The organism is Janthinobacterium sp. UMAB-60, assembly GCF_900095235.1.
Taxonomy (GTDB): Bacteria; Pseudomonadota; Gammaproteobacteria; order Burkholderiales; family Burkholderiaceae_D; genus Janthinobacterium.
The window spans coordinates 210,196-233,147 of record NZ_LT607493.1; the positions used below are offsets into that span (position 1 = coordinate 210,196).

The window sequence follows — 22,952 nt, forward strand, 5'->3', positions numbered from 1 at the left end:
AGCCTGCTCATGAAGTGTCTTGACTGCAATGTTGTCTGCAGAATGGCAGGATGGTAACTTCATAAAATGACAACTGTATGACATGGGGCATTAGCGATCACGCTGGCGTGTCATCGCTGCGACATATGACCTTGCTATGCTGAACGCTTGTTCCACCGTTCCGGGAGCCGCCATGGCACGCCTGTTCTTGCTATTGCTGTTGACCTGCGCCGCCCTGGCCGCGCAGGCGGACGAGCACACCGTCGTCGTGACAGCCGCCGCGCCGCAGAAAGGCTGCGTGGAGGTGGAAGTGAACGGCAAGCGCGCGCCATCGATGTCTTGCTTGAGTGAAAAATTATTACCCAACAGCAACACCGTGAACCGGCCGCCGCCTAGCCTGTCCGGGGCGGAAGCGACCGTGCAGCGTCCGTCGAACCAGCTGGGCCTGTACAACCGCGCCGCCCTCGAACACCGCATGGGCAATGCCTTTGGCAAGTCCGTCACGCCACAGAGGCCAACGCCAGCGCCGCCCGCCAGCCCGCTGCTGCCAGCCCGTTAGCGGTCGTCAACGCACAGTCCATTTGCGCTGTCAAGATTGCGCAATCGCGCCGATTGCGTATCATTCCAAGCTTGATCGCTCTGGAAACAACCATGCTGCCCACTATCGAACAACGCCTTGCCCTTGAACTTGCCGCCAAACCGGTGCAAGTTGCCGCCGCCATCGAACTGCTCGACGAAGGCGCCACCGTGCCCTTCATCGCCCGTTACCGCAAGGAAGCAACCGGCGGCCTCGACGATATCCAGCTGCGCCTGCTCGAAGAGCGCCTGCGCTACCTGCGCGAACTGGAAGAGCGGCGCGCCGCCATCGTGGCCTCGATCACGGAACAGAACAAGATGACGCCTGAGCTGCTCGACGCCGTCATGCACGCGGAAGACAAGACGCGCCTGGAAGATTTGTATCTGCCGTACAAGCAGAAGCGCCGCACGAAGGCGCAGATCGCCATCGAAGCGGGCTTGATGCCGCTGGCCGACTGTTTGCTGGACAATCCGGAGCTGACGCCGGAAATGGAAGCGGGCAAGTTCCTGCGCGACGCGTTTACTAGTGCCGACGGCAACAACCCGGGCGTGCTTGACACCAAGGCAGCCCTCGACGGCGCGCGCCAGATTTTGATGGAGCGCTTCGCCGAAGACGCAACGTTGCTGCAAACCTTGCGCGAATACGTGCAGGAACATGGCATCGTCGAATCGAAAGTGGTGGAAGGCAAGCAGGATGAAGGCGAAAAATTCGCCGATTATTTCGCATACTCGGAAACCATTTCCACAGTGCCATCGCACCGCGCGCTGGCGCTGCTGCGCGGCCGCCGCGAAGGCATCCTCGACGTCACCCTGCGCCTGGACACGGAAGCGGAAAAACCGAAATGGGATGCGCCGCACAATCCGTGCGAAGGCCGCATCGCCGTCCGCTTCGGCATCAAGCAACAAGGCCGTCCGGCCGACAAATGGCTGGCGGACACGGCGCGCTGGACCTGGCGCGTGAAAAGCTTCATGCACCTGGAAACGGAACTGATGGGCGCGCTGCGCGAACGCTCGGAACTCGATGCGATCAACGTCTTCGCCACCAATCTGAAAGCGCTGCTGCTGGCCGCGCCGGCCGGCCAGCGCGCCACCATGGGCCTCGATCCCGGCCTGCGCACGGGCGTCAAGGTCGCCGTGGTCGATGCCACCGGTAAAGTGGTCGACACGGCCGTGATCTACCCGCACCAGCCAAAGAACGACTGGGATGGCTCGCTGCACACGCTGGGCCGTCTGGCAGCCAAGCACAATGTGTCGCTGATTTCGATCGGCAACGGCACCGCCTCGCGCGAGACCGATAAACTGGCGCAGGACCTGATCAAGCAGCACCCGGAAGCGAAGATGACGAAGATCGTCGTCTCGGAAGCGGGCGCGTCGGTGTATTCGGCGTCCGAATTCGCCTCGAAAGAGTTGCCGGACATGGATGTGTCGCTGCGCGGCGCCGTGTCGATCGCGCGCCGCCTGCAAGATCCGCTGGCCGAGCTGGTCAAGATTGATCCGAAATCGATCGGCGTGGGCCAGTACCAGCATGACGTGAGCCAAAGCCAGCTGGCCCGCTCGCTCGATGCCGTGGTGGAAGATTGCGTGAATGCCGTCGGCGTGGACGTCAATACCGCGTCCGCTCCCCTGCTGGCGCGCGTCTCCGGCCTGTCGGCCAGCGTGGCGCAAAGCATCGTCAGCTACCGCGACATGAAGGGTGCGTTCACCTCGCGCGCGGCGTTAAAGGCCGTGCCGCGCCTGGGCGACAAAACGTTCGAACAGGCGGCCGGCTTTTTGCGCGTGATGGGCGGCGAGAACCCGCTGGACGCCTCGGCCGTCCACCCGGAATCGTACCCGCTGGTGGAAAAGATTTTGGCGGACATCAAGAAGGACATCCAGGCCGTCATCGGCGAAACGGCCCTGCTGAAAACTTTGAGCCCGGCAAAATATGCGGATGAAACGTTTGGCGTGCCGACCATTACCGATATCTTGAAGGAACTGGAAAAGCCGGGCCGCGACCCGCGTCCCGAGTTCACCACGGCCACATTCAAGGAAGGCGTGGAAGAAATCCGCGACTTGCGCCCGGACATGATTTTAGAAGGCGTGGTCACCAACGTGGCCGCCTTTGGCGCCTTCGTCGACATCGGCGTGCACCAGGATGGCCTGGTGCACATCTCGGCCCTGTCGAGCACGTTTGTGAAAGACCCGCACACGGTGGTCAAGGCGGGCCAGGTCGTGCGTGTGAAAGTGCTGGAAGTCGATGAAAAGCGCAAGCGCATCGCGCTGACCATGCGCCTGACGGACAGCGCGCCGCAGGCGGGCAGCAAGCCGGAGCAAAAGGGCGACCGCAACGACCGCCGCGGCCTGGCGCAGCACCAGTCGCAGTCGCGCAATGCGCCCGAGCCGGCCGGCAGCATGGCCGCCGCGTTCGCCAAGCTGCGCGGCTAAGCGCCATGCCGGCTTGCCGGCGTGGCTGACTTGCCCGATTTATGACCTGAGCGCATACCCGTGCCGTCGTTTTCTTATAAAATGACGGCATCTATTTATTTCCCCATCAGAGGCAGCTATGAGCGACGTACAAACCTGGATCAAAGAAACCGTGACGAGCACGCCAGTCGTGCTGTTCATGAAGGGCACCGCCCAATTCCCGCAGTGCGGCTTTTCCGGCCGCGCCATCCAGATCCTGAAGGCATGCGGCGTGGAAAACATCGCTACAGTCAACGTGCTGGACGACCCGGAAGTGCGCCAGGGCATCAAGGATTATTCGAACTGGCCGACCATTCCGCAGCTGTATGTGAAAGGCGAGTTCATCGGTGGTTCCGATATCATGAATGAAATGTTTGAATCGGGCGAACTGAAAACCCTGATCGATGCCTGATAGCCAGCTTGCGCGGCCGCGCCGTATCGTCGTGGCCATCACGGGTGCCACGGGCGCCGTGTATGGCTTGCGGCTGCTGCAATTGCTGGTCGCCACGCCCGGCGTCGAGACGCATCTGGTTCTGTCCGATGCCGCTGTTTTGACCCTGCACCAGGAAACGGGCGTGGGGCGCAAGGAAATCGAAGCGCAGGCGCACGTCGTGCACAAGCTGCGCGATATCGGCGCGTCGATCGCCAGCGGCTCGTTTCAATCGGATGGCATGGTCGTCGCGCCGTGCTCGATGAAGACCCTGGCGGCCGTGGCGCATGGCTTGTCGGATAATTTGATTACGCGGGCCGCCGATGTGGTGCTCAAGGAGCGCCGGCGCCTGATCCTGATGGTGCGCGAAACGCCATTCAACCTGGCGCACCTGCGCAATATGACCGCCGTGACCGAAATGGGCGGCATCATCTTCCCGCCATTACCGAGCTTTTATCACCATCCGCACAGCATCGCGGAGATGGTCGACCATACGGTGGCGCGCGTCATCGACCTGCTCGGCATCGAGCACGCCCTGGCGCCGCGGTGGAATGGTTTGAAAACCCCAGATCCATCAACAACAAACTGAAAAACTACTGAAAACTACGCACGTCACGATGCCTGACAAAAGCGTAACGAGCGGAAGGAAGAGGTGGTCGAGAAGCGCAACCGTGCTCTAGCACGGTGAGCATCGCAGACCGCCTATGCCGACGCGCAGTAGCTTTGGTCAGGCATCCCTCATCTCTTGTCGAACTGATGAGCACTGGCCTGCTTCAAATCCCTGGCTTCTTCAACCATCCTGCGGTGGGCGATCCGTTTACGCATCACTTCCGCATGTTGCGCGGCGGTCATGGGAGGCACGGTCATCAAGTCCTTCAGCTGCGCGGTATTGCTGTAGTTACTTTTCATAAGACGGCTCAAATGCTCGGCTCCGTAGTGGATGAACTGGCTGCTTCTGCTGTGATTATGCGCTGGTATTGGCCGCTGCGCCGCTGCGTACGGGATTATTGTCAAATAATTCCGCTGCAGCGCAACATGCGAAGTCTTATTGTGCGGCAAAATCATGTCTCCAGTATGACCTTGCGCAAATAAGAGGACAGGGAGAGCACCGCCAGCAAAAAGCGGACGGCGCCGGCCGGGGAGGGCCTGAATGCTTACTTTTGGTAGTTGACTCTGACCAGCATGCGAATAAATTCACGCGCGATTTGACGATGATGTTCATCTAATCTTTGCAAATCGGCAATTAATTTCACATCGGCGGACTCAAAACGTGATAAAGCGCTGCCCGCTTCGCCATTCGGCGTGGCGCTTTCCGGGCCGCCAAAACGCAACCATTCCGCAGGAACGCCCAACCATTGGGCAATCATGCGCAATTTCTCTTGCGTGGGAATTGCTTCACCTACTAACCATTTCCTAGCTGCATGCACGGTAATCGGGCGTCCGTCGAAACGGATGTTGAATTCCCGGGCCAGTCTGGTCGGGCTGTCTGGAGAATAATGGGCGTTTTTGAGAGCCAACTGAAGTCGTTGGCTGAAGCTTTCGCGTTCGTTAGAAGAATTCATAGGTGTACTATTTCATGTTGTAACATGAAAGTCAGTTTCTTGAATGACCATACAGATTGTTACATTTGAAAAGAGTATAAATTAACAATTAACACTCCGGCCAGGCTTTTCAGGTGAAAAAGTGGTCCAAATTTTCTCTTGTGATTCTGTGTGGCTTCGGTTCAAATTCGCGGCTGGCCTTGATTTTCGCACTGCAGCACGATTCAAAGCCTCGGTTTGGCATTACAACGTACGGTATCGGATAATGCCCTGCTCTACCGATACACGCAATGCCCATGTCATACAATTTCTTGTAGACAAAGTTTTCAGAAGGGCCATTTTGTTTTCAATATGGAAACAATCAATACAACGTACTCATAGTGAAACGTTGTTTTTTGATCGTCCCTATTACCCAAAAAATTTTACTGCCATCGCAGCGAAAAGAATGTCGCAGTTATGCCAGGAAAGCTCTTTTTGGTGTCATCTTGGCCACCAACTCTCGATCTTAAGCGTGTTTGCGCAAGAAGAATCAATTTATTTTCAGTAACTGTTGTCTTATTCGCCAAATTCCCCTGTCCACAGGCGTTTTTTTCTTTGTTGCAGCACGGGCAAGGCACGCTACAATAGTATTGACGTTGACGTAAACGGCACTTTGCCACCCGCCTGCCCCGCAGCACCCATCTATCGACCGATCACCCATGCAACCGACACCGCCCGCAGCAATGACGACCTATACCATTACCGAACTGGCGCGGGAATTCGACATCACGGCACGCGCCATCCGTTTCTATGAAGACCAGGGCTTGCTCAGTCCGAAGCGCGAAGGCGCAGGCGGACGTAGCCGCGTCTACACGCCGCGCGACCGCACCCGCTTGAAACTGACCCTGCGCGGCAAGCGCCTGGGCCTGGCGTTGTCGGAAATCAAGAGCCTGGTCGACATGTACGAGTCGCCGAAGGACACGCGCGCGCAGATGGACCGCTTCCTGGGCGTGCTGGCGCAGCACCGGCAAACGCTGGAACAGCAGCGCATCGATATCGAAATGGCGCTGGCGGAAATCAGCGCGCATGAAGACGCGTGCGCGCGCATGCTGGCGGACTTGAACCTTGATAAGGCGCAAACCAACTAAAGGCGCGGGCAGCGGACAGCTGCCGCGCGCGCCACTTTACGTTTACGTAAACGTCACAACTGAGTATCATAGCTTTACTGACCCGGCACCCATGACCGCCACACTTATAACGACGACGAGGACGACATGCTCCATCTCCCAGGCTTGACCTTTGACCACGGCGACGACATCGCCTCCCTGCGCGAAGCGATCCAACAATTTGCCGCTGCCGAAATCGCGCCGCGCGCGGCCGAAATCGACCGTACCGACCAGTTCCCCATGGACCTGTGGCGCAAGATGGGCGACATGGGCTTGCTCGGCATCACCGTCAGCGAAGAATACGGCGGCGCCGGCATGGGCTACCTGGCGCACATCATCGCCATGGAAGAGATCTCGCGCGCCTCGGCCTCCGTCGGCCTGTCCTACGGCGCCCACTCGAACCTGTGCGTGAACCAGATCAAGCGCAACGGCACGGCCGAGCAAAAGGCGAAGTACCTGCCAAAACTCATCACGGGCGAGCACATCGGCGCCTTGGCCATGTCGGAGCCGAACGCGGGCTCGGACGTCGTCAGCATGAAGCTGCGCGCCGACTTCAAGGGCGACCGCTGGGTTCTGAACGGCACCAAGATGTGGATCACCAACGGTCCCGACGCGGACGTGCTGGTGGTGTACGCGAAAAACGACCTGGAAGCGGGTGCGCGCGGCATGACGGCGTTCCTGATCGAAAAGAATTTCAAAGGCTTTTCCATCGCGCAAAAGCTCGACAAGCTGGGCATGCGCGGCTCGCACACGGGCGAACTGGTGTTCCAGGATTGCGAAGTGCCGGCCGAAAACGTGCTCGGTGGCCTGGGCAAGGGCGTCAATGTGCTGATGTCGGGCCTCGATTTCGAGCGCACCGTGCTGTCCGGCGGCCCGCTGGGCATCATGCAGGCCTGCATGGACCTGGTCGTGCCTTACGTGCATGACCGCAAGCAATTCGGCCAGGCCATCGGCGAATTCCAATTGATGCAAGGCAAACTGGCCGATATGTATTCGACCATGATGGCGTGCAAGGCCTATGTGTATGCCGTGGGCCAGGCTTGCGACCGCGCCACCACGCCGGAAGCCGTGCGCCAGTTGCGCAAGGATGCGGCCGGCGCCATTCTGTATAGTGCGGAGAAGGCGACCTGGATGGCAGGCGAAGCGATCCAGGCTTTGGGCGGCAACGGCTACATCAATGAGTATCCGGCCGGCCGCCTGTGGCGCGATGCCAAGCTGTACGAAATCGGCGCCGGGACCAGCGAAATCCGCCGCATGCTGATCGGCCGCGAATTGTTTGCGGAAACCAAGTAAGCACGGGCGCGCGGTTATCGACTGGGTGATGAGCCATTCATGCGAGCACAACTATGACGCAAATTGCCTTCCCCAAATTGCTCTCTTCCCAGATTGCATTCGATATCGCGCGCACCATCCGCGACGGCTTCGACAAGCATTACCGTCTGTTCCGCGAAACGAGCCAGCACGCCAAGCGGTATTTCGAGCAAGGCGCCTGGAGCGCGGCCCAGATGGCGGCCCGCGAACGCATCGACTTTTATGACAAGCGCGTGCAGGAATGCGTGCAGATGCTCGAAGATGAGTACGAAGAGTCGGAGTTGAGCGACGAAGTGTGGCGCGAACTCAAGCTGCACTACATCGGCATGCTGACGGAGCACAAGCAGCCGGAACTGGCGGAAACCTTCTTCAATTCCGTCTGCTGCAACATCCTGCACCGCACTTATTTCAATAACGACTATATTTTCGTGCGTCCCGTCGTTTCCACGGAATACATCGAGACGCAAGACCCGGTGCCCACCTACCGCGTGTATTACCCGGGCAAGGATGGCTTGCGCCATACCCTGACGCGCATGCTGGGCAACTTCCAGCTGGACTGCGCATTTGCCGACCTGGAGCGCGACGTGGCCCAGGTGGAAGCGCGCCTGCGGCAGCTGTTCGGCGGCGACAAGCTGGAGCCGAACCACCAGCTCCAGGTCTTGACCAGTTTGTTCTACCGCAACAAGGGCGCTTACCTGGTCGGCAAGGGCATCAACGGCAACCGCGAATACCCGTTCGTCGTGCCCATCCTGCACAACCGCCACGGCAAGCTGGTACTCGACACGGTACTGTTCGAGCAGCAACAGATCGCCGTGCTGTTTTCGTTTACGCGTGCCTATTTTCTGGTGGATATGGAAGTGCCGTCGGCCTATGTGCAATTTCTCCGAAGTTTGCTGCCGCGCAAACCGCGCAGCGAAATTTATACGATACTGGGCCTGCAAAAACAGGGCAAGACCTTGTTTTACCGCGACTACCTGCAGCATTTAAAACACTCGTCGGACCACTTCGAAAGCGCGCCCGGCATCCGCGGCCTGGTGATGCTGGTGTTTGCCCTGCCGTCGTTTCCATATGTCTTCAAGGTGATCAAGGATTTTTTCCCGCCGCCCAAGGAAACCACGCGCGCGCAAGTCCAGCAAAAGTACTTGCTGGTGAAACACCACGACCGCGTAGGCCGCATGGCCGACACACTCGAGTATTCCAACGTGGCCTTTCCCCGCGCCCGTTTTACTGCGGAACTGCTGGCCGAGCTGAAACAGTTCGCCCCCTCGCTGATCGAGGAAGACCACGAGCAGATCATCATCCGCCACCTGTACATCGAGCGGCGCATGGTGCCGCTGAACATGTGGCTGAGCAATGCCGAGAAGGAAGGCCGCGACGACCTGGTGGAACACGCCATCATCGAGTACGGCAACGCCATCAAGGAACTGGTGGCGGCGAATATTTTTCCGGGCGACATGCTGTATAAAAACTTTGGCGTGACACGTCATCAGCGTGTCGTTTTTTACGATTACGATGAAATCGAGTACATCACCGATTGCCAGTTCCGCGTCATCCCGCAAGCCCGCACGGAGGAGGAAGAAATGTCGGCCGAACCGTGGTATCCCATTGGCAAGCACGATGTGTTTCCCGAACAATTCGGCACCTTCCTGCTCGGCAATCCCCGCATCCGCAACTATTTCATGCAGCACCATGCCGACCTGCTGACGGCGCAATATTGGCAGGCGCGCAAGCAGCGCATCGAAGACGGCCATATCGAGGACGTCTTCCCGTATCCGCAGCACCTGCGTTTTTGTAAGCAAGCACCTTCCCACCCCCAACCGGAGATCCAACATGAATGATCCAGTCGTAATCGTCGGTGCCGCGCGCACCCCCATGGGCGCCTTCCAGGGCGATTTTGCCAACGTCACCGCCAGCGACCTGGGCGCCGTGGCCATCCGCGCCGCCGTCGAACGGTCCGGCGTGGCGCCGGATGCCGTGGAACACGTGTTTTTCGGCAATTGCCTGATGGCTGGCCAGGGCCAGGCGCCCGCGCGCCAGGCCTTGCGCAAGGCTGGCTTGCCCGATTCCACGGGCGCCGTGACCTTGTCGAAAATGTGCGGCTCGGCCATGCAGACGACCATGTTCGCGCACGACACCTTGCTCGCCGGCAGCGCCGACGTGGTGGTGGCGGGCGGCATGGAATCGATGACCAACGCTCCCTACCTGGTGCCGAAGGCGCGCGGCGGCTACCGCATCGGCCACGGCATGATCTATGACCACATGATGATGGATGGCCTGGAAGATGCCTACAGCCGCGATGAAAAGGGCAATGCCCGCTCGATGGGCACATTTGCCGAAGAGTGCGCCAGCCAGTACGGCTTCACGCGCGAAGCGCAGGATGCGTTTGCCATCGACTCGGTGAAACGCGCGCAAGCGGCCACCAAGGATGGCAGTTTCGAATGGGAAATCGTGCCCGTGACCGTTTCCGGCCGCGGCGGCGACACCATCGTCAGCATCGATGAAGGCCCGCAAAAAGCCCGCCTGGAAAAAATTCCGACCCTGAAAGCGGCGTTCAAGAAGGATGGCACCATCACGGCCGCCTCGTCTTCGTCGATCAACGATGGCGCGGCCGCCCTGGTGCTGATGCGCGAATCGACGGCGAAAAAGCTCGGCTGCACCGTCATCGCGAAAATTCACGGCCACGCCACGCATGCGCAGGCGCCGAACGAGTTCACCACGGCGCCCATCGGTGCCATCAAGAAGCTGTACGCGAAAACGGGCTGGAGCAGCAGCAAGGTGGACTTGTTCGAGATCAATGAAGCGTTCGCCGCCGTGCCCATGGCCGCCATGCACGACCTCGACATTCCGCACAGCAAGATCAACATCCACGGCGGCGCGTGCGCGCTGGGCCACCCGATCGGCGCCTCGGGCGCGCGCATCATCGTGACCCTGCTGGGCGCCTTGAAGAAAACCGGCGGCAAGCGCGGCGTGGCGGCCCTGTGCATCGGCGGCGGCGAAGCGACGGCGATGGCGATCGAACTGGTATAAGCGGCTCTGTTGACGACAGGCGCGCGGCGTGGACACGTTTGCGGCGCGCCTTTTCATTGATTACCCAGGAGAAAACACATGCCTACCGCATTGATCATCGGCGCCTCGCGCGGCATCGGCCACGCAATCGTCCGTCAATACCGCCACGACGGCTGGCGTGTCATCGCCACGGCGCGCACACAAGACGCTTGCGACGCCCTTGCGCAACTGGGCTTGGAAGCGCACCAGCTCGACGTGACGGATGTGGACGGCTGTGCCGCCCTGGGCTGGAAGCTCGACGATGAAAAGCTCGACGTGGCCATCCTCAACGCGGGCGTGTATGGCCCCCGTCACGACGGTACCCCCACGCAAGAAGATTTCGATGCCGTCATGCACACGAACGTGCTGGCGGCCATGCGGCTGCTGTCTATCCTGGCACCGCTGGTGGCCAATGCAAAAGGGAAACTCGCCGTGCTGTCCTCGCACATGGGTTCCTTGAGCGAACGGGGCAACCCCAGCGGTTCGCTGTACCGCGCCAGCAAGGCCGCCTTGAATTCCGTACTGATCGACACAGCCCTCGTGCATGGCCCGCAAGGCGTCAGCTGCGTGGCTTTCCACCCAGGCTGGGTGCGCACGGACATGGGCGGCGCCGGTGCGGATATTTCGCCCGAGGAAAGCGCAGCCGGTATCCGCGCCACGCTGGCCAGCCTGCCGGCCACGGACAAGGCCGTGTTCCGCAACTACGATGGCAAGCCCATCGCCTGGTAATTCCCGCATCCACTATAAAAATAACCGAGACGACGTCCCATGATACTCAATGAAGAACAATCGATGATCCAGGAAGCGCTGCGCAGTTTTTCGCGCGAGCGCCTGGCGCCCAATGCGGCCCGCTGGGACAAGGAACATCATTTCCCGAAAGAAGAATTGCAGGAACTGGCCGCGCTGGGCGCCTTTGGCGTGGCCGTGCCGGAAGCGCTCGGTGGCGCCGGCCTCGACTACGTGTCGCTGGCCCTGGTGCTGGAAGAAATCGCCGCCGGTGACGGCGGCACCTCGACCATCATTTCCGTGAATAACTGCCCCGTGTGCAGCATCGGCATGATGTACGCCAACGATGCACAGAAACAACAGTGGCTGCGTCCGCTGGCGCAAGGCGCCATGCTGGGGGCGTTTTGCCTGACAGAACCGCACACGGGCAGCGACGCCTCGGCCCTGCGCACCACGGCCACGCGCGACGGCAATGAATACGTCATCAACGGCACGAAACAATTCATTACCAGCGGCAAGTATGCGGACGTGGCCATCGTCATGGCCGTCACCGACAAGGCGGCCGGCAAGCGCGGCATCAGCGCCTTCTGGGTGCCGACGAACACACAAGGCTACATCGTGGCGGGACTGGAACAGAAGATGGGCCAGCATTCGTCGGACACGGCGCAAATCCTGTTCGACAACTGCCGCATCCCGGCGGAAAATTTAATAGGCGAAGAAGGACAAGGCTACAAGATCGCCCTGTCCGGCCTGGAAGGCGGACGCATCGGCATCGCTTCGCAAGCCGTCGGCATGGCGCGCGCCGCGTACGAAGCGGCCTTGAGCTACGCGCGCGAGCGCGAGAGTTTCGGCAAACCCATCTATGAACACCAGGCCGTGCAATTCCGCCTGGCCGACATGGCCACGCAGATCGAAGCGGCGCGCCAGCTGATCCGCCACGCGGCGGCCATGAAGGATGCGGGCCTGCCGTGCCTGAAGGAAGCGGCCATGGCCAAGCTGTTTGCGTCGGAAATGGCGGAAAAGGTCTGTTCGGACGCCATCCAGGTGCACGGCGGCTACGGTTATGTGTCCGATTTCCCCGTCGAACGCATCTACCGCGACGTGCGCGTATGCCAGATTTACGAGGGGACCAGCGATATTCAGAAAATCCTGATCGCCAGAGCTTTGTAAAAGTATTTGGAAGTAACAGTCTCAGCGCTTTTAGAAACCGTAGCGAGCAAGCCCGATATCGGATTGAGTAACGCAGCCGTACTTCGGTACGGCGAGTAACGCCGATTCGAGAGCGGGCTGCGCAGTAGGTTTATAAACGCGCCCACCAGACGAAAAAAAAGCCCGCTAGCGCGGGCTTCGTTCCAATGTATTACCAATGCTTTAATCGTGTCATGGACGCCAGTGCTATCTGCAAAGTGCCTCCTGATTTTCGGACTCCCATGCTATCTGCATGGTGACTCCAAGGTGTAAATCGACCATCGTATCCGGAATTACAAAATCCACTCTTCGCTCTGTCACGCCATCGACATTACACCTGTCGGTCGCCGCGCTGAAACTGGATGGTGAGATGATTTGCTGCCAAATCTCAATCACTGAACGGAGTATAGCACAGCTTTTTGTGCGGTGCAATACTCTTTTTAAATCAAGTCCTTAGCGCCAGCGGCTTGTCCTCTTCGCCGCCACGCGCCACTCTTTCGTATTCGGAAATCACTTGCGCGCCCAGCAGCAGCAGGGTGGCGCCAATTTCCAGGCTGAACATAACGACGATGGCCGTCGTCATCGAGCCATACACGACATTGACCTGCGACAAGGTGGAAAAATACCAGACCAGTACATGGCGGGCGATTTCCCACAGCAGGGCCGCCGTCACGCCGCCGATCAGCGCATGCGTAATCGATAATCTTCCCACCGGCATGACCAGGTAAATCGAGCTGAGCACGAGGATTTCGCCCCCCAGCCCCAGCAGATACAGCAGCACGCCGGACACGCCTTCCAGGCCCCAGTCGTGGCGCAGGAAGCGCACGCTTTCCTCGCCCATCACCTGCAAGCCGCCCGCCACCAGCGTGATGAGCAGGATACCCACGCCCAGGCACAGGATGTAGCAGTACGGCAGCACGGCGGAAATGAGGAAATGGCGGCGGCGGATGGCGACGCGGTGAATGAAAATCACGCTCATGGCGTTTTCCAGCACGGTAAACGCCAAGGAACTGAAAAACAGCATGGTCAGCAGCAACAGCCAGCCCATCACGCCCCGGTTGTCGAGAAAATGTGCGATCTCGCCCACGATGGCCTTCGATTGTCCCGGCACCAGCCACTCCAGGTAATGGCCGATTGTTTGCAGCAATTCGTCCTGCGCGATCACGTGCGACAGGGCCACCACCACCAGCATCAGCAAGGGCACGATGGACAGCAGCGAGTAATACGCGACGGCGCCCGCCAGCAGCAAGCCCTGGTTGGCGCGGAAACCCTTCAGCACCTGCAGCGCGAAGGCCAGCGGGTGGCTGAGGATGTAGGTACTGGCGTGGCGGTTGATCATGTCGGGTGCGGTGAGGAAGACGGCGCGGCCTCGTGCCACGCCTTATCACACTAGCATACTGACAATCGCCCTGCCGCACCGTGCGCTAGCAGACGGCCGGCTCCAGCAAGGTCAAGGTTTGCCGGTCCGCATCCAGGGTCGCCAATATGCCCATCGGTAGCGTGAACTGGTGGCGGATGTGACCAAACGAATAGCCGCTGACGGCCGGCACGCTCAAGGGCTGCAAATGCTGGTCCAGCGTGGCATCGAGGCTCAGCGCAGTATCGCCCTCGGCCGCCTCGCAATGCTCGAAGATGCCCAGCATCAAGGCCGCCGCGTGCTTGAAACCGACGGACAGGTCGAGCTGGCATAACATCCTGTCGATGCGGTACGGCACTTCATTGATTTCTTCGAGGAAAAGGATATGCTCGCGGAAATCGGCCGCATACGGCGTCCCGGCCAGCGCGCTGACCAGGCACAGGTTGCCACCCGTCAAGCGTCCCGTCGCCTGACCGCCGTGCACGGTGCGGATGGCGAAGTTCGGCTGCGTCTGCGCGCGGCGATGGTTGTCCAAGGCCATCGGAATCGTGTAGCTGTCTTGCGGCGTCATCAGCACGTTACGCAGCTGCGTCACCGTGTAGTCGGAAAACGTGGATGAGGCCACGGGGCCGTGGAAGGTCACCAGGCCCGTCTGGCTGGCGATGGCCAGGTGCAGGGCCGTGATGTCGGAATAGCCGATCAGCACTTTCGGATTGCGCTGGATCAAGGCGTAGTCGAGCAGCGCCAGCAGCGAAATGCAGCCGGAGCCGCCACGGATGGCCCAGATCGCCTTGACCTCGGGATCGGCGAACGCCGCGTGCAGATCGTCGAGGCGCTGCCGCACCGTGCCCGCATAGTTGCCGTGCACGGCGCGGATATTCGCGCCCAGGCTGGCGCGCAGCCCCAGCGATTCGATATTGCGCACGGCCTGGGCGATGGCGTCTTCATCCGTAAAACCGCCCGGCGCGATAATGGCGACCAGGTCGCCGTCGCGCAGGCGCGCCGGTTTGATCAATGCGTGGTGTTGTTGCATGCGTTTGCCCTTCCCTTGCGCGGCGCCCGCCCACGCCGTTGTGCCTGCCGCCCCCACGGTGGCGGCCAGCAAGCCGCCGAAGCGGCGCCGGCTGAGATTGGTCTGACTCGACATGCGGCCCTTTCCTGAAATAAAAAACGGCGACGCCAGGCGCCGCCGCACGAGGTTAGCATGCCAGATGGCCGCCTTACAGGAACTTGTACTTCAGCTGGAAGGTGAAGGCGCGGCCGCGCGGGTCGGCCACGCGCGGATCCCAGCCGGCGCCCACCACTTCATCCACGTTGTGCGCGGTGAATGGTGGATCGCGGTCGAACAGGTTCTGGATGCCCAGGGTCAAGGTCGTATTCTTGAAGCCCGTGTACGTGCCCGACAAGTTATACGTGGTGTAGCTGGACACATCGGCCTTGAAGCCCGGCGGCGGCGTGCCCTTGCCGTCATTCGGTACCTGGTCCTTGTAGCCGGAAGCAAAACTCTGCACCAGCAAGCCGCTCCAGTCGCCGTGCGACACGCTAAAGCTGGCGTTGTGTTTCCAGCGCAAGTACAAATCACGCGTGTAGAAATTGCCGACCAGCTCCTTGTATTCTTGCCCCTTGTATTCGGCAAATTTAAAGCTGTCCATGTAGGTGCCGTCCAGGGTCGCCGTCCATTTCACGTCCTGGACCTTGCCTTCGCCGCGCAAGCTCACGTCCAGGCCGCGCACGCGGCTACCGCCCGCATTGAACCAACCCGCCTGTACGTAATCGATGGTGCCATCGGCCTTGCGGAAAATATACTGGTTCAGCGCCTGGTAATTGTCCAGCACGACTTTCGGCGTGCGTTTCAGGAGCTGGTCCTGGGTATTGATGGCCCAGTAATCGAACGAGGCGGAGTAACCTTTCACCGGCTCGATGACGATGCCGACGCTGCCCTGCTTCGACGTCTCCGGCTTCAGGTTCAGGTTGCCGCCCGTCGTGTAGCTGAGACGATCGATGCTGCAATATTCCTTCACGCCGGGATGCTTGATACAGCCTTCCGGATCTTTCACACCATTCGGCAATTCCTGCGTCAATACACCTGAATAGAGCTGGTCGAAACTCGGTGCCAGGAAACCCTTGCTGGCCGAGGCACGAAACAGGATGAAGTCGGCCGGCTGGTAACGCAAGGCAATCTTCGGATTCGTCGTGGCGCCCACCTGGCTGTAATCATCACGACGCACGGCCAGCTGCATTTCCAGGTCTTTCATGATGGGTACCAGCAACTCGGCATACACGGCCTTGACGTTGCGGCTGACATCCTTCAATGCGGCATTTCCTGGCGCCAACAGAATCAGGTTGGCATCGACATCCTGTTCGAAGCTGTAGCCCTCGCGGCGCAAATCAAAACCGGCCGCCATCGCCACGGCGCCAGCCGGCAGCTGGAACAGCTCACCGGAAACGGCGCCATCGATCTGGGTGAGAGTCGTCTTGCCATGCTGGAAGGCGCCACGGAACTTGGTCGACTCGATCAATTGTTTGGCCGCTTCCGTCTGGCTCTGGCCCGCGCCCACCCACGGATTGATGATGCCTGTCCCCAGGGCCGCGTACAACTTGTCCGTGTAGGAATAGCCATCGGTCAGCTTGGTCTTGGTGGTGCTCTGTGCGTAGGAAACGCCAGTCTTGTAATCCCACTTGCCGAAGTTGCCTTCAAAACCCAGCAGTACACGCGCATTGTCGGTGGTGTTTTCCTGCGTGCGGTTGCCCACGTCATTCGCGCGCCATTTGTAGGCAATCGGCTTGGTCTTGTCGAAAGACGGGATGTAGGCCGACAAATCCTGGTAATACGCGCCGCCCACGGGGTAGACGGCCTTGTTGGCAATGCTCGTCTGCACCTGCATCGGCGTCAAAATCGCCGTGGCCTTGGTGCGCGAACCGAGCGCTTCGACAAACATGCGGTGGTCGGGCGCCAGCTTGAACGTGCCGCGCGACAGGAAATTGGCCCGTTCTACAGGGAATTGCAGCACATAGTCGGCGCCATAGTCGTAGGCGCAGGAATACTTGGTGCGCAACGGCGACGTCACGTCTTTCCACAGTGCCGTCTGGTATTGCGACATGCCGGCGACGCTGTCGCACTTGCCCTGGAAGCTCAGGGGATTGGCTTGCAGGTATTGATTCGGGTCGCCAGGCAGCTGGAACGCGGTGCCCAACGCCGTGCCGGCCCCCGCCAGCTGGTTGGCGAACGGCGTGCCCGTGGTATCGGGCGACAGGCCGCGGCCCGGCTGGTAGCCATTGACGAAGGAGCGGTCGCTGCCGTTCAGGCGCTGTGCTTTGTCGACCGTCAAACTGACCATGATGTTGTAGCGGCCTTCTTCCAGCGAGCCCGTGCCGGCCAGGATGGAAGCGCGGCGCGTGGCGCCGCCGCCCGCTTGCGTGTCGTTGGTAGAAACGGAGGCTTCCACCCCGCTGTAATTGGTTTTCAGAATGAAATTGATCACGCCGCCGATCGCGTCCGTGCCGTAGATGGCCGAGGCGCCATCCTTGAGGATTTCCACGCGCGAGATTGCCCCGAGCGGAATGGAATTCAAGTCGACAGCGCGGCCACTGGCGCCATGCGTGGCGACGCGGCGGCCGTTCAGCAGCACCAGGGTCGCGCCCGGTCCCAGCCCGCGCAGCGAGGCGAACGAAGCGCCGCCGGCCAGGCGGTCCGCGTCGGCGCCAAAGACGTTATTGCCCGAAGTCATGTTCTCGGCGCCCGTGCCATTCGCCGACAAGGTACGCACCAGTTGCTCGGCCGTCGTAATGCCCTGCTTTTCCATCTGCTCAAAACTGATGACTTGCACCGGCAGCGCGCCTTCCTTGGCCACGCGCTTGATGCTGCTACCCGTCACCTCAACCCGTTGCATCGCTGGCGCCGCCGCGTCCTGTGCCATCACCGGCCCCACCACCCCCATCAATGCCACCAACTGCGCTAGTTTCTTCAATTTCACTGGTCTCTCCTTGTTGGGCAATCGAAACTTGAGTTCTCAAGTCCAGGCTGTTTTGTAAGGTCGCGGCGTCTGTCTCGCAGTACATTTTTTTATGACGCCAGCGCTTTACTTTATTTGTTTTCATTTTCAGAGTAGCGCGATGCAACCAGGCCCAGCCAATGAAAAATGCTTTCCTAACCATAACTTTTTGGAATGAATGCCCTTTTCAGCGACGTGGTCACTTGCCTGCGGGGCGGCCCTTGGCGGGATCGACGTCCAGATAGCGCCAGGACGTGAATTCCACGGGGTGGCGCCTGTAGTTTTTTAGCCACGGTTGCTGCAGGTCGGCAGAGATGGGATGCGTCAGCAGCACCCACGGCGTGTAAGCGTGGATCAGCTGAAACAGGTCGAAGTACAGACTGCGTCGGCGCGGCGTATCGGATAGCAGGCGCGCCTCCTCATAGCGTTTATTGTAATCGGGCAAGTTGAAGCGGGCATAGTTGGCGCGGCCAACGTTGCCGCCATACAACAATTGCATAAAGTTATCACCATCGGGGAAGTCGGCGATCCAGTTGGTCTCGAACATCTGCACCTTGCCCAGGCGCGACGCCTTGATGATTTCCGTCTTCTTGTCGCTTTTGAACTCCACGCGCAGGCCGATGGCGTTCAGGTTGCGGCGCCACAATTCATCGCGCAGCCGGCCCACCGTGCTCGGCTCCGTGTGCATGGTCAGCAGCAAGGGCGTGCCATCGGGCTGCGTGCGGAAACCATCGACCCCCACCTTGTAGCCGAAGCGGTCCAGCAAGGCGTGCGCCAGCACCGGATCGTAGCCGACGGGGCTGCGGTAAGCCTTGTCGTAACCGAGCACATTCGGCGGCAGCGGCGACTGCGCCGGCAAGGCCAGCCCCTTTTTTAATAAGGCGATGTCTTCGCGGCTGTTGTAGCTGAGGGCGATGGCGCGCCGCAGGGCCAGCTTGTCCTTGGTGTAGCCGCCCAGCACGGGGTCATCCATATTCATCCACATGTAATACGTCTGCAGCACGGGAAAGCGCGTCAGTTGCAAGCCCTTGGCGGCCAATGCCGGTTTCAGGGCGCCGTTTTCCAGCACCATGTCCGTCATCGATTCCGGCACTTGCTCCAGGTAGTCGAATTCGCCTTTCAGGAAACCCAGCATGCGCGATTGATATTCCTCAACGATGCGCACTTCGATGCGCTCGACCAGCGGCAAGCGCTTGCCTTCCAGCGCGGCGGCGATGGCGCGCGCGTCGGCCGGCAAGGCGGCCAGCGCCTTGGTTTCCGTATGGAACACGGTGGAACGGAAAGTCGGATTGGCTTGCAGCACGATCTTGTCGCTGCGTTTCCACTCTTTTACCAGGAACGGCCCCGTGCCCACGGGGTGATTACCGATCTGCCCGGCCGCCGGGTACGCTTCGGCCACTTCGCGCGCCACCACGGCTGTCGCCGGCATGGCCAGGTAAAACAGGAAGTTCGGGTCGATGGCGTTGAGGCGGATGCGCAAGGTGTATTTGTCCAGCGCCTGCAAGCCGGCGATCGGCGTGTCGTAGCTGAATTTGGCTTTCAGGGCCGCATCGCCCACCAGCTTGTCTTCCAGCAAGAACAGCCACGGCGACTTCAGGCCGGGATCATACAGCCGCGTCAGGCTGTAGACATAATCCTGCGCCGTCACTTCGCGCGGCTGGCCCTTGAAGGCGGGATCGGGGGTGAAGAAAATACCAGGCTGCAAGTGAAACAGATACGTGCGTCCGCCATCTTCCACGGTGGGCAAGCCGCGCGCCGTATTGCCCTGCAGCTGCACCGGACGCGCCAGGTAGTCATAGCGCAAGAGCGGGTCAAAAATGTTTTCCATCAAATTTAAACTGGCCAGGTCCGAGGCCACGGCCGGGTCCAGGCCCGTCTCGCTGGTGCTCAAGAACAAGTGCAGGGTCTTGTTCGCGCGGGCATCGGTGGCGGCAATGCCGGGCACGCTAAAAAGCGTCAACAGGGCCAGGCCGGCGGCGCAGGCGGTTTTGCGGAAAAACATCATCAGTGATCCAGTGCAGACAAGGGTAACGAACAGCGATAAGCGACAGGCATCCCCCACACTACGCGGGCAAGCGACGGGGCGCCAATGAAAACAGGCTGCCAGCTTATAACTTTTTGGCATGCGATTGCTGCATTCTTTCATCAACTCGTATCGGGCTGCCCCTATACTTTGTTTGCAGACATTTTTCACTCCCGATACACAGAACTGATCGCATATGGCACTTAATTACATCTGGTCCGGCTTTTTCCTCGTTGGCTTCCTGGCCGCGGTGCTGCAGTGGCTGTTTCTCGGCGATAACGATATCTTCAAGCGCATCATCGACGGCACGTTTGAAACGGCGCGCATGGGCGTGATGGATATCGCCCTGCCGCTGGCGGGCGTGATGACCTTGTGGCTCGGCATCATGAACATTGGTGAAAAAGCGGGCATCGTCGGCTGGCTGGCGAAAGTGATCGCGCCCTTCTTTTCGCGCATCTTCCCGGAAATTCCGAAAGACCATCCGGCGACCGGACACATGGTGATGAATTTCTCGGCCAACCTGCTGGGCCTGGACAATGCGGCCACGCCGTTCGGTTTAAAAGCCATGGAAAGCCTGCAAACCCTGAACCCGAACAAGGAAGAGGCGACGAATGCGCAAATCATGTTTTTGGTGCTGCACACCTCGGGCCTGACCCTGATTCCGCTGGCCATCATGGCGCAGCGCTCGATCCTTGGCGCAGCCGACCCGTCCGACATCTTTATCCCCTGCATGATCGCCACCTATGTGGCCACTGTGGTCGGCATCATCACGGTGTCCATCAAGCAACGCATCAACCTGCTCAACCGCGTCGTCCTGAGCTGGATGGGCGGCATGACGAGCGCCATCGTCGCCATGATCTGGTATTTCACGCAATATCTGACGAAACAGGAAATCGAGCTGGTGTCCAAGGTGGTCAGCAATCTGGTGTTGATCAGCGTCATTGCCATCTTCATCATCGGCGCCCTGCGCAAGAAGGTGAACGTGTATGACGCCTTCATCGAAGGGGCGAAAGGCGGCATCCAGACCTCGATTACCGTGATTCCCTACTTGGTCGGCATGCTGGTGGCCATCAGCGTGATCCGCAACGCGGGCGTGTTCAATTTCCTGATGAGCGGCATGAACTGGTTCTTCGCCAACCTGGGCATCAATACGGACTTCGTGCCCGCCCTGCCGACGGCCATGATGAAGCCGCTCAGCGGCTCCGGCTCGAAAGCCATGATGATCGACGCCATGAATACCTACGGCGTCGATTCCTTCGTCGGCCGCCTGGCCTGCGTCTTCCAGGGCTCGGCCGACACCACCTTCTATATCGTGGCCCTGTACTTCGGTTCCGTTGGCATCCGCAAGACGCGCTATGCCATCACGGCCGGCCTGATCGCCGATTTCGCTGGCGTGGTCACGGCCGTCTTTGTCGCCTACGTCTTTTTCCATTAAGGAGCACCATGTTACGTCCTGTTCTGATGGCTGCGCTGTTGGCGGGTCTTGGCCTGTCGACTGCCCACGCGCAATTGCCCGAATCCGTCAGCCTGCTGCTGCGCAGCGCGAATATTCCCGAAGACGCCATGGGCGCCATCGTTTTGCGTGGCAACGCCACCGTGCTGTCGCACGGCGCCGAGCGCAGCATGCAGCCCGCTTCCACCATGAAGCTGGTGACGACGGCCGTGGGCCTGGAGCAATTGGGCCCCATCTTCCGCGGCCGCACGGAATTGCGCACCAGCGCCGACGTCATCAATGGCGTGCTGAAAGGCGACTTGATCCTGCGTGGCGGCGCCGACACGGATTTCAACGCGGACGTGCTGGCACACATGCTGCAAACCCTGCGCAACCAGGGTATCGTCAAAATCAAGGGCGACCTGATTCTGGACCGCCAGTTGTTCCAGCCAGCCCGGCCCGATATCGGTACGCCGCCCTTCGATGAGTCGGCCGAGTTCCGCTACAACGTCATTCCCGATGCCTTATTGCTGAACACCAATTTGCTCGATATCAACATGAACTCGACGGATCGGCAATTGAGCATCCTGATGCAGCCGCCGCTGGAGAACGTCAGCATCACCAGCGACATGAAGCTGGTCAAGGGCAGCTGTGCCAAATGGGAAGATGGCTGGCGCCCGCCCGAATACCGGCGCGATGCGAGCGGCAAGCTGCAGGTGATACTGCACGGCACCTTCCCACAAAATTGCAGCAAGGCCACCAGCATCAACGTGCTCGACCGCAACGATTATGCGGACCGCTTGTTCCGTGCCACCTGGAAACGCCTAGGCGGCACGATCACGGGCACGGTGCGCGAAGCGCCGTTGACGGGCTTGCCGCCGACGGCCGAGCCGGTCGGCACGCGCATGCTGGCCGACCATGTGGCGCGGGCCTTGCCGGAAGTCTTGCGCGATATCAACAAGACGTCCGACAACACCCTGGCCCGCACCCTGTTCCTCAGCCTGGGCAGCTTGCAGAGCGATAGCTGGCTGGGCAGCCGCCCCGTCGCCATGGCGGCGCCGGAAGATACGGCCAATCGGGCGCGACTGGTCATCCAGGAATGGTTCCAGCGGCACCATATCGACACCCAAGGCATGCTGGTCGACAACGGCTCCGGCCTGTCGCGCACGGGACGCATTGCGCCAGCACAAATGGCTGGCGTGCTGCAAGCGATGCAGCAAAGTCCGTGGGCGCCCGAGTTCCAGTCCAGCCTGCCCATCGTGGCGCTGGACGGCACCATGCGCAAGCGCCTGCTGAACAGCCCAGCCGCCGCGCGCGCCCGCATCAAGACGGGGACATTAAAAAATGTGGTCGCCATTGCCGGCTACGTGCCTGATGCCAACAACCAGCTATGCGTGGTGGTCGCCATGATCAATAGCGACCTGGTGGGCAATGGCAATGGCCGCGCCGCCGTCGATGCGCTGATCGAGTGGGTGGCCAGGAGCGGCGCGACGCCTGTGGTTGCCGGTCAATAAAAGGGAAGTAAAGACAGAAAGGCAGCGCCTAACGCTGCTTTTTTTCGTCAGCTGAACAGCCGGGGTCTGACCGTAGGCCAGCGTAGGTCGGCGTAGGTCGGCTTAGCGCAACGCGCGTAAGCCGACAGCCACCACCAGCACCAGCACCAGCACCTGCACCCAACCACCAGACGAAAAAAAACCCCACCATCGCTGGCGGGGTTTTTCTCTACTGCGTATAACAAGCCTGACGATAACCTACTTTCACACTG

General features: G+C 60.2%; 18 protein-coding genes. 13 read left to right on the forward strand and 5 right to left on the reverse strand.

The genetic code is table 11. The annotated features are described in order from the left end of the window. Window positions 1-172: 172 nt before the first annotated feature. From K0F86_RS19365 to K0F86_RS19385, 5 genes are all read left to right on the forward strand, one after another. Complete coding sequence (locus K0F86_RS19365; RefSeq protein WP_219135887.1) at window positions 173-538, forward strand: hypothetical protein; 366 nt, start codon at window positions 173-175, stop codon at window positions 536-538. A gap of 92 nt (window positions 539-630) precedes the next feature. Beyond that, a complete protein-coding gene (locus tag K0F86_RS19370) occupies window positions 631-2,979 on the forward strand; it encodes a Tex family protein (protein ID WP_219135888.1) in 2,349 nt (782 codons plus the stop codon). Window positions 2,980-3,097: 118 nt separating this feature from the next. Then, complete coding sequence (gene grxD, locus K0F86_RS19375; RefSeq protein WP_071074969.1) at window positions 3,098-3,409, forward strand: Grx4 family monothiol glutaredoxin; 312 nt, start codon at window positions 3,098-3,100, stop codon at window positions 3,407-3,409. Then, the gene (locus K0F86_RS19380; RefSeq protein ID WP_219135889.1) at window positions 3,402-4,016 is read left to right on the forward strand and encodes a UbiX family flavin prenyltransferase; all 615 of its coding nucleotides are present in this window, start codon (window positions 3,402-3,404) and stop codon (window positions 4,014-4,016) included. The genes grxD and K0F86_RS19380 overlap by 8 nt, the downstream gene beginning before the upstream one ends. A gap of 167 nt (window positions 4,017-4,183) precedes the next feature. Beyond that, complete coding sequence (locus tag K0F86_RS19385) at window positions 4,184-4,519, forward strand: hypothetical protein (protein WP_219135890.1); 336 nt, start codon at window positions 4,184-4,186, stop codon at window positions 4,517-4,519. Between the two features lie 62 nt (window positions 4,520-4,581). Here K0F86_RS19385 and K0F86_RS19390 read toward each other — a convergent pair whose 3' ends face one another. After that, window positions 4,582-4,989: a hypothetical protein gene (locus K0F86_RS19390; protein ID WP_034753756.1), complete on the reverse strand. Its 408-nt coding sequence runs from the start codon at window positions 4,987-4,989 to the stop codon at window positions 4,582-4,584. Window positions 4,990-5,690: 701 nt separating this feature from the next. On the opposite strand from K0F86_RS19390, the gene K0F86_RS19395 reads away from it, so the two are divergent. From K0F86_RS19395 to K0F86_RS19420, 6 genes are all read left to right on the forward strand, one after another. Beyond that, window positions 5,691-6,095 carry a MerR family DNA-binding transcriptional regulator gene (locus K0F86_RS19395; protein ID WP_034753754.1) on the forward strand — a complete coding sequence of 135 codons (405 nt, stop codon included), beginning with the start codon at window positions 5,691-5,693 and terminating at the stop codon, window positions 6,093-6,095. A 126-nt stretch (window positions 6,096-6,221) separates the two neighbouring features. Further along, the gene (locus tag K0F86_RS19400; protein WP_131689793.1) at window positions 6,222-7,406 is read left to right on the forward strand and encodes an isovaleryl-CoA dehydrogenase; all 1,185 of its coding nucleotides are present in this window, start codon (window positions 6,222-6,224) and stop codon (window positions 7,404-7,406) included. A 53-nt stretch (window positions 7,407-7,459) separates the two neighbouring features. Then, window positions 7,460-9,262, forward strand: coding sequence for a bifunctional isocitrate dehydrogenase kinase/phosphatase (gene aceK / locus K0F86_RS19405; RefSeq protein ID WP_219135891.1), 1,803 nt, complete (start codon window positions 7,460-7,462; stop codon window positions 9,260-9,262). Continuing rightward, window positions 9,255-10,451 (forward strand): acetyl-CoA C-acyltransferase, encoded by a 1,197-nt coding sequence (locus K0F86_RS19410; protein WP_219135892.1) that lies wholly within the window; start codon window positions 9,255-9,257, stop codon window positions 10,449-10,451. Before aceK ends, K0F86_RS19410 begins: the two co-directional genes overlap by 8 nt. Window positions 10,452-10,529: 78 nt before the next feature. Beyond that, entirely contained in the window at window positions 10,530-11,198 is a 669-nt protein-coding gene (locus K0F86_RS19415; RefSeq protein ID WP_219135893.1) for an SDR family oxidoreductase, read from the forward strand. A gap of 39 nt (window positions 11,199-11,237) precedes the next feature. Further along, complete coding sequence (locus K0F86_RS19420; protein WP_219135894.1) at window positions 11,238-12,365, forward strand: acyl-CoA dehydrogenase family protein; 1,128 nt, start codon at window positions 11,238-11,240, stop codon at window positions 12,363-12,365. Between the two features lie 463 nt (window positions 12,366-12,828). Here K0F86_RS19420 and K0F86_RS19425 read toward each other — a convergent pair whose 3' ends face one another. The 4 genes from K0F86_RS19425 to K0F86_RS19440 form a co-directional block, all read right to left on the reverse strand. Beyond that, on the reverse strand, window positions 12,829-13,722 hold the full coding sequence (locus K0F86_RS19425; protein ID WP_219135912.1) for a YihY/virulence factor BrkB family protein: 894 nt from the start codon (window positions 13,720-13,722) through the stop codon (window positions 12,829-12,831). Window positions 13,723-13,807: 85 nt separating this feature from the next. Further along, a complete protein-coding gene (locus tag K0F86_RS19430) occupies window positions 13,808-14,887 on the reverse strand; it encodes an LD-carboxypeptidase (RefSeq protein ID WP_219135895.1) in 1,080 nt (359 codons plus the stop codon). A gap of 73 nt (window positions 14,888-14,960) precedes the next feature. Continuing rightward, entirely contained in the window at window positions 14,961-17,714 is a 2,754-nt protein-coding gene (locus K0F86_RS19435; RefSeq protein ID WP_257572244.1) for a TonB-dependent receptor, read from the reverse strand. Window positions 17,715-17,931: 217 nt separating this feature from the next. After that, entirely contained in the window at window positions 17,932-19,734 is a 1,803-nt protein-coding gene (locus K0F86_RS19440) for an ABC transporter substrate-binding protein (RefSeq protein ID WP_219135914.1), read from the reverse strand. 217 nt (window positions 19,735-19,951) lie between these two features. Between K0F86_RS19440 and K0F86_RS19445 the strand changes: the two genes are divergently transcribed. Both K0F86_RS19445 and dacB read left to right on the forward strand, forming a co-directional pair. Continuing rightward, window positions 19,952-21,190 carry a nucleoside recognition domain-containing protein gene (locus K0F86_RS19445; RefSeq protein ID WP_219135896.1) on the forward strand — a complete coding sequence of 413 codons (1,239 nt, stop codon included), beginning with the start codon at window positions 19,952-19,954 and terminating at the stop codon, window positions 21,188-21,190. Between the two features lie 8 nt (window positions 21,191-21,198). Beyond that, on the forward strand, window positions 21,199-22,701 hold the full coding sequence (dacB, locus tag K0F86_RS19450) for a D-alanyl-D-alanine carboxypeptidase/D-alanyl-D-alanine-endopeptidase (RefSeq protein ID WP_219135897.1): 1,503 nt from the start codon (window positions 21,199-21,201) through the stop codon (window positions 22,699-22,701). Window positions 22,702-22,952 lie beyond the last annotated feature (251 nt).

Excerpts from the sequence above, each read along its gene's own strand:
- K0F86_RS19365 (WP_219135887.1), top strand. The coding sequence starts at position 173 with ATGGCACGCCTGTTCTTGCTATTGCTGTTGACCTGCGCCGCCCTGGCC.
- K0F86_RS19370 (WP_219135888.1), top strand. The coding sequence starts at position 631 with ATGCTGCCCACTATCGAACAACGCCTTGCCCTTGAACTTGCCGCCAAA.
- grxD (WP_071074969.1), top strand. The coding sequence starts at position 3,098 with ATGAGCGACGTACAAACCTGGATCAAAGAAACCGTGACGAGCACGCCA.
- K0F86_RS19380 (WP_219135889.1), top strand. The coding sequence starts at position 3,402 with ATGCCTGATAGCCAGCTTGCGCGGCCGCGCCGTATCGTCGTGGCCATC.
- K0F86_RS19385 (WP_219135890.1), top strand. The coding sequence starts at position 4,184 with ATGAGCACTGGCCTGCTTCAAATCCCTGGCTTCTTCAACCATCCTGCG.
- K0F86_RS19390 (WP_034753756.1), bottom strand. The coding sequence starts at position 4,989 with ATGAATTCTTCTAACGAACGCGAAAGCTTCAGCCAACGACTTCAGTTG.
- K0F86_RS19395 (WP_034753754.1), top strand. The coding sequence starts at position 5,691 with ATGACGACCTATACCATTACCGAACTGGCGCGGGAATTCGACATCACG.
- K0F86_RS19400 (WP_131689793.1), top strand. The coding sequence starts at position 6,222 with ATGCTCCATCTCCCAGGCTTGACCTTTGACCACGGCGACGACATCGCC.
- aceK (WP_219135891.1), top strand. The coding sequence starts at position 7,460 with ATGACGCAAATTGCCTTCCCCAAATTGCTCTCTTCCCAGATTGCATTC.
- K0F86_RS19410 (WP_219135892.1), top strand. The coding sequence starts at position 9,255 with ATGAATGATCCAGTCGTAATCGTCGGTGCCGCGCGCACCCCCATGGGC.
- K0F86_RS19415 (WP_219135893.1), top strand. The coding sequence starts at position 10,530 with ATGCCTACCGCATTGATCATCGGCGCCTCGCGCGGCATCGGCCACGCA.
- K0F86_RS19420 (WP_219135894.1), top strand. The coding sequence starts at position 11,238 with ATGATACTCAATGAAGAACAATCGATGATCCAGGAAGCGCTGCGCAGT.
- K0F86_RS19425 (WP_219135912.1), bottom strand. The coding sequence starts at position 13,722 with ATGATCAACCGCCACGCCAGTACCTACATCCTCAGCCACCCGCTGGCC.
- K0F86_RS19430 (WP_219135895.1), bottom strand. The coding sequence starts at position 14,887 with ATGTCGAGTCAGACCAATCTCAGCCGGCGCCGCTTCGGCGGCTTGCTG.
- K0F86_RS19440 (WP_219135914.1), bottom strand. The coding sequence starts at position 19,734 with ATGTTTTTCCGCAAAACCGCCTGCGCCGCCGGCCTGGCCCTGTTGACG.
- K0F86_RS19445 (WP_219135896.1), top strand. The coding sequence starts at position 19,952 with ATGGCACTTAATTACATCTGGTCCGGCTTTTTCCTCGTTGGCTTCCTG.
- dacB (WP_219135897.1), top strand. The coding sequence starts at position 21,199 with ATGTTACGTCCTGTTCTGATGGCTGCGCTGTTGGCGGGTCTTGGCCTG.